Source organism: Pseudomonas sp. B21-048 (assembly GCF_024748615.1).
Lineage (GTDB): Bacteria > Pseudomonadota > Gammaproteobacteria > Pseudomonadales > Pseudomonadaceae > Aquipseudomonas.
This window is the reverse complement of record NZ_CP087168.1, coordinates 4,019,210-4,035,512: the sequence shown is the minus strand read 5'-3', so window position 1 is coordinate 4,035,512 and position 16,303 is coordinate 4,019,210. Positions and strand designations below refer to the sequence as shown.

Below are 16,303 nucleotides of genomic sequence, written 5' to 3'. Positions count from 1 at the left end.
TGAGGGCGAGGCAAGTCTGATTCAGGCTCTGGCTCATTGTGAAAGCCCGGAGCGACTGTCGAAATCGCCATTTTCGAGGAAGAACATGCGGTAGAAGTTCGGGTCGTAATTGCGCAGCTGTTCGCCAGGCAACGACGGTAGTTGTGCGTTGGCAGCCAGTGGCTGGACCAGGTGTGGGGTGACGATCATCAGCAGTTCGCGCTCTTCACGGTTGATGGTGTTATCGCGAAAGAACGCCCCCAGAATCGGGATATCGCCCAGCCCCGGAAATTTGTTCACCTGGGAATTGTTACGGGTGCTGATCAGGCCGCTGATGACGAAGCTTTCGCCGTCGGCCAGGGAGATGCTGGTGTCGGTACGTCGAATGGTCAGCGCCGGAACGATGGTGCCGGCGATGCTTACGGCGTTGGTGAAGTCCAGTTCACTGACTTCCGGCGCCACCTTCAGCGCGATACGGTTTTTCCCGATGATGGTCGGCGTCAGGGTCAGGCGAATACCGAATTCCTTGTACTCGATGGACACGTTATCGCTGCCGGAACTGGGCACTGGAATCGGCACTTCACCACCGGCCAGGAAGCTCGCACTCTGCCCGCTGAGCGCTACCAGGCTTGGCCGTGCCAGGGTGTAGGCGAAACCGCTGCCTTCCAGTGCGTTGATCGACACTAGAGTATCGCTGGACGCAAAAGCGAAGTTGAACATGCCGTTGTTCACCGGCACCGACGGCGTGACAATGCCGCCGACGGTGGGCAAGGTTCTCGGTGAGCCGAACAGGAAATTGCCTTGGCGGCCAAAAATCGAGGCATTGGCTTCCTTGAGTTTGGTCCGGCTGACTTCAACGAAGCGGATGTCGGTTTGCACCTGGATCGGCAACAGCGGGTCTTCGGAAGGCACTGTCGAGACGCTGGTCAGCGCCGCGGTGGCCTTGCCCTTGACGAACACCATGCTTTGGCGCGGTGTTTTCGAGCAGGCGGTCCAGACCATCAGGCTGGTGGCCCCTGGCGTGAGACCCGTAAGGATAAAGGCATTGCTGCCGCTGGGTTGCACATCGGCGACTTTCGGGTCGCCGACTGCCAGCTGCGTCACCGGGACGGGGACGCGCAGTTCATTTTGCAGCCCCTGACCGACCTCGAACGTTGCCGGCATACTGTCCAGTTGTGAACAGTTGGCCGGCGCGGCCTGAGCCGCATTCACGCTGAGGCCCGTCCAGAACAGGCCATGGATAATTCGCTTGAAAGCGGGCACGGTACGATAGCTCATTAAGTGCATCCTCGCTGAAGGCCATCTTTAGGCTAACTGGGTTGCCTCGGATCACTACAAGGGGCCCGGGCCGGCCCTCCACCTCGCCAGACCCCCGACTAATGGCCCCGGCAATATCCCTCGGTGCTACAAGCAAACCGCAGCAGTACGCGGGTTTGACCGAGCAGCGAACAATCTTTGCTATAACGGTTTTTAGTGATCCAGATACCCTGAACTGCCGAGTAGAGCGACAGGCGTCGGCTCTACAGCAGTAACAGCTAAAGACGGCACTTTTCGCCGACCTGACTCCCCTACAAAGCAACCGGCAATCAATACACAGAGCCGGAAAACGCTTGCCAGGATCATAGTGAGGTAACTCCTTTTGCCAATCCGCTATCTGATCGCTGAACCTGATGTGGTCATTCCCAACCGTTATGATTTCTTCTTGTTTGAAAGGTAGTTCAACCAAAGCAAAGCGCCACGCTTTGAACGAAAACTTTCTGTTCAAAGGGTGGAGATAGGCAGGTTAAGGGGTAGTGGGTGGCACATGAGGCTGTTCGAGGAGCGACTTCGGCGACGCTCGAGCGAACTTATTTGTCCTGCTTTTTGACCGGCGTGAACCAGACCACGCCGATGCCCCGAATAGTCGCCGTATTGCGGGCAAATCGGCCCTCGGCGTTGCAACGCATCCCGCGAAGTTCATGCCCGAATTGACGCGACAGCACGTCAAGACTTTTGCAATCGACGAAAATCAGATTGTCCGAAAGCACTAACGCTTTGATTGCAATCCCGGCGTCACGCATGTCGCGGGTCAGGCCGTTAAAGGTCGCCAACCTGACCGGGAATTCCTCGGTAAGGATGCTCAGCGGCGAGGCTGACGGCGACGCTACGAGGCATAGAGCGGCCATGTCACACCTCCTTGCCCAACTCTGTTGGCGGTGACAATCAACGCGCCGAAGTGGGCGCTCAGGCAATGACGGGACTGTGATCGCCTAAACGCTCAGTCCACGCTGTAATGGACGGCCAGCGTGCCCTTTTTCTGTGAAAGGGCTGCGATCGTGACTGTGCCCACATCCTTCAGGCTCCGTACATGAGTACCGCCGCAGCCGTAAGCGGGCAATTCACCGAAACCGATTTCCCGGGCGCCTTCGTGCAATGACGTCTGGCGCGGCAAGTCATGGGCGATCCATTGGTTGATGCCATGCTGAATGGTCTGGGCATCGACCTCCTGCGCACTGTCGCCCGGTTTGAACTGGACCCGTCCTTCCTCCGGCCAGTGATGCGCCTTGGTCGGCATCCAGCCCATCGCCTGGACGAAGTGACCAATCAGGTGCCCCGCCGAATGCATGCGCGTGTTGAACCGGCGGCGTTGCTCGTCGACCTGAATATGGATCATGCCGAGCTTTACCGGGTGGTCGACAAAATGGATGATCCGGTCCGGATCCTGAACCACGCGCAGCACCTGACTTTCGCCAATCCAGCCGGTATCTCCGGGTTGCCCGCCGCCCTGGGGATGAAACAGAGTAGCGCGCAGTACCACGGCGAATTCGTTCTCGTGGGGGGTGCAATCCTGGACTTCCACATTGGCCTTGAGGTCATCACTTTGGAAAAAGAGGCGAAGCGTCATATTCCATGCCCTTAATAAACTTTCTATTCTTATTATATGAATCGTGGAGTTGCGTGATAATCCGTTCAACCATCAAAGGACTGTTGCGCTGTGAGCATAAATATTCCCCTGCCGCTGCTCGGTGAAATGGCGATTTTCGTCAAGGTTGTAGAGACCGGCAGCTTCTCCGAAGCAGCACGCCAATCAGGTTCTTCTCCTTCGGCGGTCAGTCGCAGCATTTCGCGGCTGGAGAAGGCGCTCGCCATGCGCCTGCTGCAGCGAACCACGCGCAAGCTGCGCCTGAGCGACGGTGGCGAAGAGGTGTTCAAGCGTTGCCAGGAAATGGTCAGCGCGGCGAAGTCGGTGATGGAACTCAGCGGTCAATTCACTTATGAAGCGCAAGGGCTGGTGCGAGTCAGCGTGCCCAAGGCCGTCGGGCGATTCGTGATTCATCCGCACATGCCGGAATTTCTGCGGCGTTATCCCAAGGTGAATGTTGAGCTGTTGCTCGAAGATCGTCAGGTGGATTTGATTGATGACAACGTCGATCTGGCGATCCGTATTACCGACCGTCCACCCGCAGGGCTGGTGGGGCGGCAGTTGCTGACCATCGATCATTTGCTCTGTGCAACGCCGCAGTACCTGGCCGAACACGGTACGCCGACTCATCCCCACGACTTGCTCAACCACAGCTGTATCTATCTGGGCGAAACCCCGAGCGATGCGCGCTGGAAATTCAAGAAAGGCAGCAAAGCCGTGACCGTCGGCGTGCGCGGGCGTTATGCCGCCAACCACACAGGCGTGCGACTGGACGCGATATTGCAACACATCGGAATCGGCAGCCTGCCGTACTTCACCGCCCGATATGCGCTGGAGCAGGGGCTGATTGTGCAGGTTCTGCCGGACTGGACTTTTCTGGCGTCCTATCACGGCGGCGCCTGGCTGCTGCATTCGCCAACCCGCTATCTACCGCCCAAGTTACGGGTGTTTATCGACTATCTGGTGGAGTGCCTGGAGAAGGAGCCGACCTTGAGCAAGCCGGGCAAGCCAAGGGTGTTGGGCAAGGTCGCGGTGGAGTATGAATTACCCGAGCGTGATGGGTTGCTCCGACTTGCCCGCGAAGACTGACTTCTAACCACCACATCACTCGGCAATGCCACAAAAAAAGGCCCACATGTTCAACCATGCGGGCCTTTTGCATAACTGATTGGGGATCAGTGCTTGCTGTCCTGGTTCGACATCGCCAGCAGCTGTTTTTCCTGATTCCAGTCGAACGGTTCGTCGTTCTGTTCGGCTTCGAAGCGACGCTCTTCAAGGGCCTGGTACAGGTCGATTTCATCGTCGGGCATGTAATGCAGGCAGTCGCCGGCGAAATACCACAGCAGGTCGCGCGGGACCAGATGGGCGATTTGCGGATAACGAGTGATCACCTGACACAGAATGTCTTGGCCCAGGTATTGGCTTTCGATCGGGTCGACCGGCAGCAATGCACGCAGTTCGTCGAAGCGCTCCAGGAACAAGGCATGGCTTTCTTCGGGAACCTGTTCGGCCTCACCTACGGCGACCAGGATGCTGCGCAGGTGGTCGAGCAAGACGAGATGATCGGCAACGACGTTGGACACGAGATAAGTCCTCAAGAGCAAAACGGGCGCGGGAGTATAAAGCTCCTGCGCCCCTTTTCACATGATAAAGAGCCCCCTGATAGAACACATAGGGTAGTCGACTGGATCAGCGGACCTTGCCTTTGGCCAATACCAGCTCCTTTGGGTCGAAATCATCGACATCAATCACCTTGCGTCGTGCCACTTCTGCCTCGCGCAAGGTCTGGGCTTCAACTGGTTGCAAGACGCCAGCCTCCAGGGCGGCATCAATGGCAGATTCTCCAACAGTGGGTTTGACCTGGCGACTTCTCAATGCCGTATTGAGCTTTTTCTGCAGTGGCTTGGCGTCGTTCAGCAAGTTGCAAGCGTGCTGCAGAGCGCCGACCGAGTCTTCTGGTGATTGCGGGCGATAGCAGCCCCCCAGTAACTCTTCAAGCGTTGGATCGCCCTTGGCGCGGCTGATGACGGCTGCTACTTGGGCCGCCAGTCTGTCCGACGGGCCTCTGTGGCGACGACCGAACGGAAACACCATCACCCGCAGCAAGCATCCAAGTACCTTGTTCGGGAAGTTGGTCAGCAGTTCGTCCAGCGCGCGTTCGGACTGGCCGAGACTCTCTTCCATGGCCCAGGTGAACAGCGGATGCATATGCTCGGGCGAGTCGAGATCGTGATAACGCTTGAGTGCACCGGAGGCCAGATACAGATGGCTGAGCACATCACCCAAACGTGCGGACAGCCGTTCGCGACGTTTCAATTCACCGCCCAGCAGCATCATGCTCAGGTCTGCAAGCAGGGCAAATGCCGCGGCCTGACGGTTGAGGGCGCGGAAGTAGCCTTGGCTGAGCTTGTCCCCGGGCATGTGTTCGAAATGCCCGAGGCCGAGGTTCAGCACCAGTGTGCTGGCGGCGTTGCACACGGCAAAACCAAGGTGATCGAGTAGCAGTGCATCGAACTCGATCAGGGCCTGTTGTTTGTCTTCGCGGTGGGCGAGGGCCATTTCCTTGAGTACGAACGGATGGCAGCGAATAGCGCCCTGGCCGAAGATCATCAAGTTACGTGTCAGGATGTTCGCGCCTTCGACCGTGACGGAAATGGGCGCACCTTGCCAGCTACGCGCCAGGTAGTTGTTCGGGCCCATGATGATGGCCCTGCCGCCGTGCACGTCCATGGCGTGGCTGATGCACTCGCGGCCGCGTTCGGAGAGGTGGTATTTGATAATGGCCGAGGGTACCGATGGTTTTTCGCCGAGGTCGACCGCGTTGGCGGTGAGCATCCGTGCGCTGTCCATCAGCCAGGTACTGCCGGCGATCCGCGCCAGTGCTTCCTGAATGCCTTCGAAGGCGGACAGCGGTGCGTTGAATTGTTCGCGAACCTGCGCGTACTGGCCCGTCACCAGACTGGTGAACTTGCCCGCGGCGGTACCGATGGCAGGCAGCGAAATGGAACGCCCGACCGACAGGCAATTCATCAGCATCATCCAGCCTTCACCGAGCATCTCCTGACCGCCGATGATGAATTCCAGCGGTACGAATACATCCTTGCCGGAGTTTGGGCCGTTCATGAATGAGGCGCCCAGCGGCAGGTGACGGCGACCGATTTCAACTCCGGCGGTCTGGGTTGGAATCAAGGCGAGGCTGATCCCCAGGTCGACTTTGTCGCCCAGTAGATGGTCCGGGTCATAGGCCTTGAAGGCCAGGCCGATCAGGGTCGCCACCGGGCCGAGGGTGATGTAGCGTTTTTCCCAGTTCAGACGCAGGCCGAGGGTTTCCTTGCCTTCCCATTCACCTGTGCAGATCACCCCGGTGTCGGTCATCCCGCCGACGTTGGAGCCCGCCATCGGACCCGTCAGGGCAAAGCAGGGGATATCGTCGCCGCGAGCCAGCCGTGGCAGGTAATGATTGCGTTGTTCGTCGGTGCCGTAATGCAGCAGCAGTTCCGCCGGGCCGAGGGAATTGGGCACCATGACCGTCGAGGCCAGGTCGCCGCTGCGGGTGGCCAGTTTCATCGCGATCTGGGAGTGGGCATAGGCCGAGAAGCCTTTACCACCGTATTCCTTGGGAATGATCAGGGCAAAAAAGCCATGCTGTTTGATGTGATCCCAGGCTTGGGGCGGCAGGTCCATCAACTGGCTGATCTGCCAATCGCTGACCATGGCGCAGAGCGCTTCGGTCGGGCCGTCGATAAAGGCTTGTTCTTCTTCGCTCAGTTGCGCTTTTGGATAGGCCAGCAGTGTGTTCCAGTCCGGGCGGCCGCTGAACAGCTCGCCGTCCCACCAGACCGTGCCGGCTTCAATGGCTTCACGTTCGGTTTGCGACATCGGCGGCAAGTTTTTTTGAAACCAGCTGAACATCGGTGCCGTGAAGAGTTTTCGGCGCAGATCCGGCAGCAACAGGAACGCGGCCACAGCGGCGAGCATCACCCAGAAAATCAGCATCAGCCAGACAGGAGCATGGCTGAAGATGCCCATTGCAAGCAGATAGACAGCGATGATGCCCAAGGCGGGCAGCGGCGCAGTGCGGCGATGTGCCAGATAGGCCATCCCGACCACCAGAACCAGTATCCACAACAGCAGCATATTCAATTCTCCGTTAAGCCAAGGGCAAAACCACTTTCAGAGCTTAGACGGCATCCATGAAAAGGGTGGTCAGAGCGATGAGTCTGAGCGTGTAGGAAGCAACGGTTGGAATGCGTCGGATATTTCGAGGGCGGGCGGAAGTACGCTTTCGCGACAGGTCGGCAAATGCTGATATTTGGCCGAAACGTCGTTATCTCTGTGCTGAAGCTGTCACACAGACTTGTGGCTTCTCCCTAGGGAATTGGGCGAGCAATCGTCGGTGTTGCGGGTGGACATGCAGAGCGATTTGAGCCGCGTCTGATCCGGCGTATGCTGCCTGCGCATTCATCCAAAAAGGGGCGGTCATGCTGAAGATCTGGGGTCGGAAAAATTCGTCGAATGTCAGGAAGCCGTTGTGGGCGGCCGAAGAACTGGGCCTGGCCTATGAAGCCATCGACGCCGGCGGCGCCTTTGGCGTGGTCGACACGCCTGAGTACCGCGCGATGAATCCCAACGGCCGCGTGCCGGTGATCGAAGACGACGGTTTTGTGCTGTGGGAGTCCAACACCATCGTCCGTTATCTGATGGCCCGTCATGCCAGCGATACGGCCTGGTATCCGACAGATCTGCAAGCCCGGGCCTCGGCGGAAAAGTGGATGGACTGGACCACCTCAAGTTTTGCCGCGCCGTTCCGCACGGTGTTCTGGGGCGTATTGCGCACCCCGGCAGACCAGCAGGACTGGCCGGCCATCAAGGCCGCGATCAAGGAGTGCGACGATCTGCTGTCAATGGCCGATCAAGCGCTGGCGGCTAAACCGTACCTGTCCGGCGACGAGATCGGCATGGGCGACATTCCTTTGGGCAGTTTCATTTATGCCTGGTTCGAGATGCCGATCGAGCGAGCGCCGCAGCCTCATCTCCAAGCCTGGTATGCGCGATTGAAACAGCGTCCGGCCTATCAGAAGGCGGTCATGACCGCGTTGACTTAATACTCACTATCGACACGCTTGACTGTACTTGTGCGGCAGCGACAAGCACCATTGCGCTCATGCGCCGCGGTTGCATTGCTCGCCGCCCGCCCTTATTTATTCCTTTCTTCCCTTCTTGGTGCGTAAATCCGATATGAGTTCCGCTCTGTCCATCCGGCAGCTAACCAAAACCTACGGCAACGGTTTCCAGGCCTTGAGTGGTATCGATCTGGACGTCGCCGAAGGTGACTTTTTCGCCTTGCTCGGCCCTAACGGCGCCGGCAAATCCACGACCATTGGCATTCTCTCGACCCTGGTGAACAAGACCAGCGGAACGGTGAATATCTTTGGTCATGACCTGGACAAGGAACCGGCGGCGCTCAAGCGCTGCATTGGTGTGGTGCCCCAGGAATTCAACTTCAACCAGTTCGAAAAAACCTTCGACATCGTCGTGACCCAGGCCGGTTACTACGGCATCCCGGCGAAAATCGCCAAGGAACGCGCCGAGCAGTACCTGACCCAGCTGGGCCTGTGGGACAAGCGCGATGTGCCGTCGCGCTCCCTGTCCGGCGGCATGAAGCGCCGACTGATGATCGCCCGTGCGCTGGTTCACGAACCGCGCCTGCTGATCCTCGACGAACCGACGGCGGGGGTAGACATCGAATTGCGTCGCTCGATGTGGACCTTCCTCACCGAACTGAACAAGAAAGGCATCACCATCATCCTCACCACTCACTATCTGGAAGAGGCTGAGCAGTTGTGCCGCAACATCGGCATCATCGACCACGGCACCATTGTCGAGAACACCAGCATGAAGCAGTTGCTCAGCCAGCTGCATGTCGAAACCTTCCTGCTGGATATGAAGAACACCTTGCAAGTGGCTCCGCAGTTGCTCGGTTACCCGGCCAAACTGATCGACAGTCATACCCTGGAAGTTCAGGTCGACAAGGCCATGGGCATTACCGCGCTGTTCACCCAATTGGCGCAGCAGAACATCGAAGTGTTGAGCCTGCGTAACAAAACCAATCGCCTCGAGGAGTTGTTCGTGTCCCTGGTGGAGAAGAATCTGTCGAAGGTGGCGGTATGAGTTCCGAGCTGCAGCCCAACCTCGTTGCCCTCAATACCATCGTTTACCGTGAGGTCAAGCGCTTCACCCGGATCTGGCCGCAGACCCTGCTGCCGCCGGCCATCACCATGGTTCTGTACTTCGTGATCTTCGGCAATCTGATCGGTCGGCAGATCGGCGGCATGGGTGGCTTCACGTACATGGAGTACATCGTGCCGGGGCTGATCATGATGTCGGTGATCACCAACTCTTACGGCAACGTGGTGTCGAGTTTCTTTGGCAGCAAGTTCCAGCGTTCCATCGAAGAATTGATGGTGTCGCCGGTGTCACCGCATACAATTCTGATCGGCTACACCCTGGGCGGCGTACTGCGCGGGTTGATGGTTGGGCTCATCGTGACAGTGCTGTCGTTGTTCTTCACCACGCTGCAGGTGCATCACCTGGGTGTGACCGTTCTGGTGGTGGTGCTGACGGCGACGATCTTTTCGTTGCTGGGTTTCATCAACGCGGTATTTGCGCGCAACTTCGATGACATCTCGATCATTCCCACTTTTGTGCTGACACCGCTGACTTATCTGGGCGGGGTGTTCTACTCGATCAGTTTGTTGCCACCGTTCTGGCAGACCGTGTCGCTGGCCAACCCGGTGCTGCACATGGTCAACGCTTTCCGTTACGGCATTCTTGGTGTGTCGGACATCAGGATCAGCGTGGCGATTACCTTCATGCTCATTGCGACCGTTGTGCTGTATATCGGCTGTGCGCGGTTACTGGTGAGTGGTCGCGGGATGCGTACCTAAGGGAGACCGAGTCGCCTGCATCGCGAGCAGGCTCGCGATGACGTCAGCCCAGACACCGCAAAAAAAAGGTTCTTCACGGAATCCCGGGAAACACAGAAACAAGAACGCCGATTTGATTGATGATGTTCGTGCGAGCAAACACATCTAACAAACCGGCGTTCTTATGCGCGATATTAATACTTTCCTTCCTTTTTGGGAGGGCTTTTCTGTTGTCACCATCAAGCCTGATGGCGATACGCTACAAATCGATCTAACCCCTCATGCCACCCGGTTCCCCTCCTGTGGCGGGTGCCAAAAGCCCTGTTCAACCACTCATGAGTATTGCGAGCGAACCGTTCGTGATTTACCCATCCTCGGCCGTGCGGTGCGTCTCAGTGTGTTGCTCAGACGTGTGGGCTGCCGTGATTGCGGTAAACGTATGGAGGCCGTCAGTTGGCTGGATCGCTATGCCCGCATGACGCGCCGCCTGGCTGAGGCCGTCATTCAAGCCTGCGAGCGCCTTCCCACGCTGCACGTGGCTCAGATGTTTGGGCTGCATTGGGACACCGTGCGGTTGCTGGAGCGTCGGGCCTTGCAAGCGGCGCTGAGTGTTTTGCCGAAGGCGCAGCCACGGCGCCTGGTGATGGACGAATTCGCCCTGTTCAAAGGTCATCGCTACGCCAGCGTTGTGCTGGATGCGGATACACGACGAGTGCTGTGGATCGGCGAAGGCCGCAGCCGAGCGGCGGTCAGGCCATTTTTCGAAGAGCTCGGACCGCAGGGTTGCGCTCGCATAGAAGCGGTGGCGATGGACATGAACACCGCGTTTGACCTGGAGGTTCGCCAGCAATGTCCGAACGCGCGAGTGATCTACGACCTCTTTCATGTGGTGGCCAAATATGGCCGAGAGGTCATTGATCGAGTCCGCGTCGACGAAGCTAATCGGCTACGTCACGACAAGCCTGCGCGCAAGGTCATCAAGCAAGCGCGATGGCTGCTTCTGCGTAATCCGCAGAACCTGAAAACGCCGGAGCAACAGGTCCGTTTGGAGGATCTGCTGGCGGCCAACCAAGCGTTGATGACGGTCTACTTGATGAAGGCTGAACTCAAAACGCTTTGGACGCCGAGCACCGCTTGGGGCTGGCGATCAGCCTGGAAGCAATGGCTGCGCCATGCTCAAGAAAGTGAAATACCGGCTCTGATCCAGTTTGCAAAGCGACTAAAGGGTTACTGGCGGGGCATCGTCAGCCGGGTTCGCTGGCCGATGCACACGGGTCAGCTGGAAGGCATAAACAATCGAATAAAGGTCATTAAGCGGATGGCGTACGGTTACCGGGACAGCGAATTCTTTTTCATGAAGATCAAGAGCGTCTTTCCCGGTAATCCGTGAAGAACCAAAAAAAAGGCCTCCGCATCGGAGGCCGTTTTCCATTCTTACATTCGACTTTTCTTTCGCCGCTTCCACTGCCGACTCACCCACCAGCGCCAATACATCATGGTCAGGCAATAGGCGAGAGCACCCAGCCCCAGCCCCGTCACCACCGAGCCAAGCAAAAACGGCTGCCACAGTGTCGAAATTTCGCCACTGATCCATTCCCAGGTCAACTCATCCGGCAGGCTGCGGGCGGGAACATCCATTAACCAGGCACCCGTCTGATAAGTGCAGAAGAACACCGCGGGCATGGTGATCGGGTTGGTCAGCCAGACCAGGCTAACGGCAATCGGCATGTTGCCGCGCACCACAATGGCAAGGATCGCCGCCAACAGCATTTGCAGCGGGATAGGCAGGAACGCCGCAAACAGACCGACCGCCATGGCCCGGGCCACGGAGTGGCGATTGAGGTGCCAGAGGTTCGGGTCATGCAGTAGGGTGCCAAGAAAGCGTAAGGATTTGTGTTCCCTGATGCTGCTCGGGTCTGGCATGTAACGTTTGAATAAACGCCGGGGCATAAGGCTTCTCGGTCGGTTCAGGCGGCAAGTATGTCTGGATTCTACGAACCGCCCATTCAGACTTTGTGACAATTGATAACAACAGACGTGCGGCGAACCGGCTAAGCCTAGGGAGGGGACTCTCAAGGACGGGCTTATGCGCACAGGGATGATGGCGCTGGCGTTGGGTCTGCTGGCCCTGCGTTTTTTACCGGCATTACCGCCGGCGGGGTTATGGCTGTTGCTGACGGTAGTGGGATTGATGTTGCTGCCGTTTCGCACCTTTCCCCTGGCATTTTTGTTGTTCGGTTTGAGTTGGGCGGGCGCGAATGCGCAGTGGGCGCTGAATGATCGTCTGGCACTGAATCTCGATGGCGAGACTCGCTGGGTCGAAGGTCGTGTGACCGGGTTGCCGCAACAGGTCGAGGGCGTGGTGCGTTTCGAGCTGACGGACAATCAGTCGCGTCGCACCAGACTGCCTCGGCACCTGCGCCTGGCCTGGTATGGCGGGCCGCCCGTGAACAGCGGCGAGCGTTGGCGACTGGCGGTCAAATTGAAGCGTCCTGCCGGATTGCTCAATCCGCATGCGTTCGATTACGACGCCTGGTTACTGGCCCGGCACATCGGCGCCACCGGGACCGTCAAAGATGGCCAACGACTGATGGAAGCACAGTGGGCCTGGCGCGACGGCATCCGTCAGCGCTTGCAGGCCGTGGATGCCCAAGGGCGAACGGGAGCGCTGACGGCGTTGGTGCTGGGGGATGGCGCCGGGCTCAGTCGTGAGGACTGGCAGGTGCTGCAAGACACCGGCACCGTGCATTTGTTGGTGATTTCCGGGCAGCACGTTGGTTTGCTGGCGGGAGTGGTGTATCTGCTGATTGCCGGATTGGCGCGTTACGGCTTATGGCCCAAGCGCTTACCGTGGTTGCCATGGGCGTGCGGACTGGCGTTCGCGGCGGCGCTCGGTTACGGGCTACTAGCCGGCTTTGAGGTGCCGGTGCGGCGGGCCTGCCTGATGATCGGTCTGGTGCTGTTGTGGCGGCTACGATTTCGTCATCTTGGCGCGTGGTGGCCGCTGTTGCTGGCGTTTGATGGCATTCTGCTGCTGGACCCGCTGGCGAGCCTGCAACCAGGTTTCTGGTTGTCCTTCGCGGCGGTGGCGGTGCTGATTTTCACCTTTGGCGGGCGATTGGGGCCGTGGCGTTGGTGGCAAACCTGGACTCGCGCCCAATGGCTGATCGCGATCGGTCTGTGTCCGCTGCTGTTGGTGCTGGGGTTGCCGATCAGTCTCAGCGGGCCAATGGCTAATTTACTGGCGGTGCCCTGGATCAGTCTGGTGGTGCTGCCGCCGGCCTTGCTCGGGACGCTGTTGTTGCCCGTTCCTTATGTGGGTGAAGGGTTGCTGTGGTTGGCCGGCGGTCTGATCGAACTTTTGTTCAAGGGGTTGGCGTTGATCGCCGGGCAATTGCCCGCGTGGGTGCCGGTGGCGGTGCCGTTGTGGGTATGGGCGCTCGGCACGCTGGGGGCCTTTGTGCTGTTATTGCCGCGAGGCGTGCCGTTGCGCCTGTTGGGCTGGCCGATGTTGCTTTTGCTGGTTTTTCCGCCCCGGCACACGTTGCCTGAAGGCATGGCCGAGGTCTGGCAGCTGGATGTCGGTCAGGGGTTGGCCATCCTGGTGCGCACTCGCCATCACACCTTGCTGTATGACGCCGGGCCACGGTTTGGCGATATTGATCTGGGTGAGCGGGTGGTGCTGCCGTCATTGCGCAAACTGGGGGTGAACGGGCTCGATCTGATGCTGATCAGCCATGCCGATGCCGATCACGCCGGTGGTGCGCGAGCGATTGCCAGCGCAATGCCAGTGAAGCAAGTATTGAGTGGCGATCACTTGGCCCTGCCAGACGAGTTACACGCCGAGGGCTGCGAGAGCGGTCAGCAATGGACCTGGGACGGGGTAACGTTTCAACTCTGGCAGTGGCCGTCTGCCAGCGACAGCAATCAAAAATCCTGCGTGTTGCAGATTGAAGCCAATGACGAGCGGTTGCTGCTGACCGGCGACATCGATGCTGCCGCCGAGCGGGCGCTGCTCGACGGTCCATTGGCGGTGCCGACGGATTGGTTGCAAGCCCCGCACCATGGCAGTCGCAGTTCGTCTTCGGTGGCGTTGCTCCGCGCCTTGCAACCCAAAGCAGTGCTGATCTCCCGTGGCAACGGCAATTCTTTCGGCCATCCCCATCCCACGGTGGTGGCGCGCTATCAAAAGCGCGGTGTGGCGATTTACGACAGCGCCGAGCAAGGTGCCATTCGTCTGCAACTGGGACGCTTCGAGCCGCCGTGGACGATGCTTCAAGAACGGCGTTTCTGGCGCGATCCGCCACCCTTGAGCCAGTAACCCGCGCAATTGAAGCCCGATCGGATGCGACATCGCGGTCTTCGGTGCGTCCACCCCCTATGTTAGAGTGGCGCACTTTTTCGAGGGGACTGTCACTGTGTGGGAATTGGTCAAATCCGGCGGCTGGATGATGCTGCCGATCATTCTGAGTTCCATCGCGGCCATGGCGATCGTCGCCGAGCGTCTCTGGACCCTGCGTGCCAGCCGTGTGACCCCGGAGCACTTGCTCGGTCAGGTCTGGGTCTGGATCAAGGACAAACAACTCAATAAAGAAAAACTCAAGGAACTGCGCGCCAACTCTCCGTTGGGCGAGATCCTGGCCGCCGGTCTGGCGAACTCCAGGCATGGTCGCGAGATCATGAAAGAGTGCATCGAAGAAGCCGCAGCGCGGGTGATTCATGAGCTCGAACGCTATATCAATGCCCTCGGCACCATTGCCGCCATGGCCCCGTTGCTGGGTTTGCTGGGTACGGTGCTGGGCATGATCGATATTTTCAGTGCGTTCATGGGCACGGGCATGGGCACCAACGCCACCGTGCTGGCCGGGGGTATTTCCAAGGCGCTGATCACCACCGCCGCAGGTCTGATGGTCGGCATCCCAGCCGTGTTCTTCCACCGCTTTCTGCAACGCCGGATCGATGAGTTGGTGGTGGGCATGGAGCAGGAAGCGATCAAATTGGTCGAGGTGGTACAGGGCGACCGCGACGTGGACCTGGCCGAGGGCAAGGCGTGAAGTTCCGTCGTAAACCGCGGGAAACGGTAGACATCAACCTCGCGTCGCTGATCGACGTGGTGTTTATCCTGCTGCTGTTTTTCGTCGTGACCACTACCTTCACCCGTGAAACCCAGTTGCGTGTCGACTTGCCGGAAGCGGTCAGCGGTTCCCCGGCCGAAGACCAGCAGCTCAAGCAACTGGACATCGCCATCAGCGCCGACGGGGCGTTCTCGGTCAACAACCAGTTATTGCCGAAGAACGACCTGACCAGTCTGATGGAAGCGCTGCAGAAAGAATCCAACGGCGACACTAACCTGCCGCTGTCCATCAGCGCCGATGGCAAGACGCCCCATCAGTCCGTCATCACCGCGATGGATGCTGCCGGCAAGCTCGGTTTCAGTCATTTGCGCATGACCACTGTCGAGGCGGCGCCAGCATCCTGATGGCTATGTCCGATCGATTGCTCGCTGCATGGTACGAAGGTCATCCGGCATTGAAGCTGTTGCAGCCGCTTGAATGGCTGTATCGGCGTGTGGTCACCGGCAAGCGCAAGCGCTTTTTGGCAGGCGAGGGCGAGATCTACCAATCGCCGGTGCCGCTGATCGTGGTCGGTAACATCACGGTGGGCGGCACCGGCAAGACGCCGTTGATCCTCTGGATGATCGAGCATTGTCAGCGCAGAGGTTTGCGGGTCGGCGTGGTCAGCCGTGGTTATGGCGCCAAACCTTCGCAATTGCCGTGGCGAGTCGAGGCGGATCAAGGCGCGGACGTGGCGGGCGATGAGCCGTTGTTGATCGTTCAGCGCACCGGCGTGCCGCTGATGATCGACCCGGACCGCAGCCGCGCGGTCAAAGCCTTGCTGGCGAGTGAGCCGCTGGACCTGATCCTTTCCGACGACGGCATGCAGCATTATCGGCTGGCCCGGGACCTGGAACTGGTGCTGATCGATGCCGCCCGAGGGCTGGGCAACCAACGTTGCCTGCCGGCCGGGCCGTTGCGCGAACCGATCGAGCGCCTGCAAAGCGTCGATGCGGTGCTTTATAACGGCGCCACGGCCGACCGCATCGACGGTTTTGCCTTCCAGCTGCAACCCACCGCGCTGGTCAATCTGCAAAGCGGCGAACGCTGGCCTCTCGACCACTTCCCCTCAGGCCAAGCCATTCACGCCGTGGCCGGGATCGGCAATCCCCAGCGTTTCTTCACGACCCTCGAAACGCTACACTGGCGACCAGTGCCGCATGCATTTGCCGACCACGCCGAGTACAGCGTGCAGGCCTTGAATTTCACCCCGTCATTGCCCGTGGTGATGACGGAAAAAGACGCGGTGAAGTGCCGTGCCTTCGCCGCCGCCGATTGGTGGTACCTGGCGGTCGATGCTGCGCCATCGCCGGCCTTCGTGGCCTGGTTCGATACGCAGTTGATGCGCCTGGTGCCGGCTCGTCTTTTGCCTTAACTCCGTT

The 16,303-nt window shown here is 59.1% G+C and carries 15 protein-coding genes; 9 read left to right on the top strand and 6 right to left on the bottom strand.

Going from position 1 to position 16,303, the window contains the following annotated elements; translation table 11 throughout:
• Positions 1 to 33: 33 nt before the first annotated feature.
• The 3 genes from LOY56_RS18980 to LOY56_RS18970 form a co-directional block, all read right to left on the bottom strand.
• A complete protein-coding gene (locus LOY56_RS18980; RefSeq protein ID WP_258616497.1) occupies positions 34 to 1,257 on the bottom strand; it encodes a type II and III secretion system protein family protein in 1,224 nt (407 codons plus the stop codon).
• Between the two features lie 569 nt (positions 1,258 to 1,826).
• Entirely contained in the window at positions 1,827 to 2,144 is a 318-nt protein-coding gene (locus LOY56_RS18975; RefSeq protein ID WP_258616496.1) for a hypothetical protein, read from the bottom strand.
• Positions 2,145 to 2,236: 92 nt separating this feature from the next.
• Positions 2,237 to 2,863, bottom strand: a complete 627-nt coding sequence (locus LOY56_RS18970; protein ID WP_258616493.1) for an alanyl-tRNA editing protein — start codon at positions 2,861 to 2,863, stop codon at positions 2,237 to 2,239.
• Between the two features lie 90 nt (positions 2,864 to 2,953).
• Between LOY56_RS18970 and LOY56_RS18965 the strand changes: the two genes are divergently transcribed.
• On the top strand, positions 2,954 to 3,970 hold the full coding sequence (locus tag LOY56_RS18965; protein ID WP_258616492.1) for a LysR family transcriptional regulator: 1,017 nt from the start codon (positions 2,954 to 2,956) through the stop codon (positions 3,968 to 3,970).
• Positions 3,971 to 4,056: 86 nt separating this feature from the next.
• On the opposite strand, the gene LOY56_RS18960 is transcribed toward LOY56_RS18965, so the two are convergent.
• Positions 4,057 to 4,464: a PA2817 family protein gene (locus LOY56_RS18960; RefSeq protein WP_007905217.1), complete on the bottom strand. Its 408-nt coding sequence runs from the start codon at positions 4,462 to 4,464 to the stop codon at positions 4,057 to 4,059.
• 106 nt (positions 4,465 to 4,570) lie between these two features.
• Positions 4,571 to 7,018, bottom strand: a complete 2,448-nt coding sequence (locus tag LOY56_RS18955; RefSeq protein WP_258616490.1) for an acyl-CoA dehydrogenase — start codon at positions 7,016 to 7,018, stop codon at positions 4,571 to 4,573.
• Between the two features lie 344 nt (positions 7,019 to 7,362).
• On the opposite strand from LOY56_RS18955, the gene LOY56_RS18950 reads away from it, so the two are divergent.
• The 4 genes from LOY56_RS18950 to LOY56_RS18935 all read left to right on the top strand — a co-directional run bounded on the left by LOY56_RS18950 (position 7,363) and on the right by LOY56_RS18935 (position 11,197).
• Positions 7,363 to 7,986, top strand: coding sequence for a glutathione S-transferase family protein (locus LOY56_RS18950; RefSeq protein WP_258616489.1), 624 nt, complete (start codon positions 7,363 to 7,365; stop codon positions 7,984 to 7,986).
• 133 nt (positions 7,987 to 8,119) lie between these two features.
• Positions 8,120 to 9,052: an ABC transporter ATP-binding protein gene (locus LOY56_RS18945; RefSeq protein WP_123494600.1), complete on the top strand. Its 933-nt coding sequence runs from the start codon at positions 8,120 to 8,122 to the stop codon at positions 9,050 to 9,052.
• A complete protein-coding gene (locus LOY56_RS18940) occupies positions 9,049 to 9,828 on the top strand; it encodes an ABC transporter permease (RefSeq protein ID WP_258616486.1) in 780 nt (259 codons plus the stop codon). The genes LOY56_RS18945 and LOY56_RS18940 overlap by 4 nt, the downstream gene beginning before the upstream one ends.
• A 163-nt stretch (positions 9,829 to 9,991) precedes the next feature.
• Positions 9,992 to 11,197, top strand: a complete 1,206-nt coding sequence (locus LOY56_RS18935; protein WP_258616484.1) for an ISL3 family transposase — start codon at positions 9,992 to 9,994, stop codon at positions 11,195 to 11,197.
• A gap of 44 nt (positions 11,198 to 11,241) precedes the next feature.
• Here LOY56_RS18935 and LOY56_RS18930 read toward each other — a convergent pair whose 3' ends face one another.
• Positions 11,242 to 11,757, bottom strand: coding sequence for a DUF2062 domain-containing protein (locus LOY56_RS18930; protein ID WP_258616483.1), 516 nt, complete (start codon positions 11,755 to 11,757; stop codon positions 11,242 to 11,244).
• A 136-nt stretch (positions 11,758 to 11,893) separates the two neighbouring features.
• Between LOY56_RS18930 and LOY56_RS18925 the strand changes: the two genes are divergently transcribed.
• The 4 genes from LOY56_RS18925 to lpxK all read left to right on the top strand — a co-directional run bounded on the left by LOY56_RS18925 (position 11,894) and on the right by lpxK (position 16,296).
• On the top strand, positions 11,894 to 14,128 hold the full coding sequence (locus LOY56_RS18925; protein ID WP_258616482.1) for a DNA internalization-related competence protein ComEC/Rec2: 2,235 nt from the start codon (positions 11,894 to 11,896) through the stop codon (positions 14,126 to 14,128).
• Positions 14,129 to 14,225: 97 nt separating this feature from the next.
• Positions 14,226 to 14,861: a MotA/TolQ/ExbB proton channel family protein gene (locus LOY56_RS18920; RefSeq protein WP_258616481.1), complete on the top strand. Its 636-nt coding sequence runs from the start codon at positions 14,226 to 14,228 to the stop codon at positions 14,859 to 14,861.
• Positions 14,858 to 15,286, top strand: coding sequence for a biopolymer transporter ExbD (locus LOY56_RS18915; protein WP_258616480.1), 429 nt, complete (start codon positions 14,858 to 14,860; stop codon positions 15,284 to 15,286). Before LOY56_RS18920 ends, LOY56_RS18915 begins: the two co-directional genes overlap by 4 nt.
• Complete coding sequence (gene lpxK, locus LOY56_RS18910; protein WP_258616479.1) at positions 15,286 to 16,296, top strand: tetraacyldisaccharide 4'-kinase; 1,011 nt, start codon at positions 15,286 to 15,288, stop codon at positions 16,294 to 16,296. Before LOY56_RS18915 ends, lpxK begins: the two co-directional genes overlap by 1 nt.
• Positions 16,297 to 16,303: the final 7 nt, after the last annotated feature.

Bases quoted from the DNA above. Each gene is read 5' to 3' on its own strand.
- LOY56_RS18980 (WP_258616497.1), bottom strand. From the start codon at position 1,257: ATGAGCTATCGTACCGTGCCCGCTTTCAAGCGAATTATCCATGGCCTG.
- LOY56_RS18975 (WP_258616496.1), bottom strand. From the start codon at position 2,144: ATGGCCGCTCTATGCCTCGTAGCGTCGCCGTCAGCCTCGCCGCTGAGC.
- LOY56_RS18970 (WP_258616493.1), bottom strand. From the start codon at position 2,863: ATGACGCTTCGCCTCTTTTTCCAAAGTGATGACCTCAAGGCCAATGTG.
- LOY56_RS18955 (WP_258616490.1), bottom strand. From the start codon at position 7,018: ATGCTGCTGTTGTGGATACTGGTTCTGGTGGTCGGGATGGCCTATCTG.
- LOY56_RS18950 (WP_258616489.1), top strand. From the start codon at position 7,363: ATGCTGAAGATCTGGGGTCGGAAAAATTCGTCGAATGTCAGGAAGCCG.
- LOY56_RS18945 (WP_123494600.1), top strand. From the start codon at position 8,120: ATGAGTTCCGCTCTGTCCATCCGGCAGCTAACCAAAACCTACGGCAAC.
- LOY56_RS18940 (WP_258616486.1), top strand. From the start codon at position 9,049: ATGAGTTCCGAGCTGCAGCCCAACCTCGTTGCCCTCAATACCATCGTT.
- LOY56_RS18935 (WP_258616484.1), top strand. From the start codon at position 9,992: ATGCGCGATATTAATACTTTCCTTCCTTTTTGGGAGGGCTTTTCTGTT.
- LOY56_RS18930 (WP_258616483.1), bottom strand. From the start codon at position 11,757: ATGCCCCGGCGTTTATTCAAACGTTACATGCCAGACCCGAGCAGCATC.
- LOY56_RS18925 (WP_258616482.1), top strand. From the start codon at position 11,894: ATGCGCACAGGGATGATGGCGCTGGCGTTGGGTCTGCTGGCCCTGCGT.
- lpxK (WP_258616479.1), top strand. From the start codon at position 15,286: ATGGCTATGTCCGATCGATTGCTCGCTGCATGGTACGAAGGTCATCCG.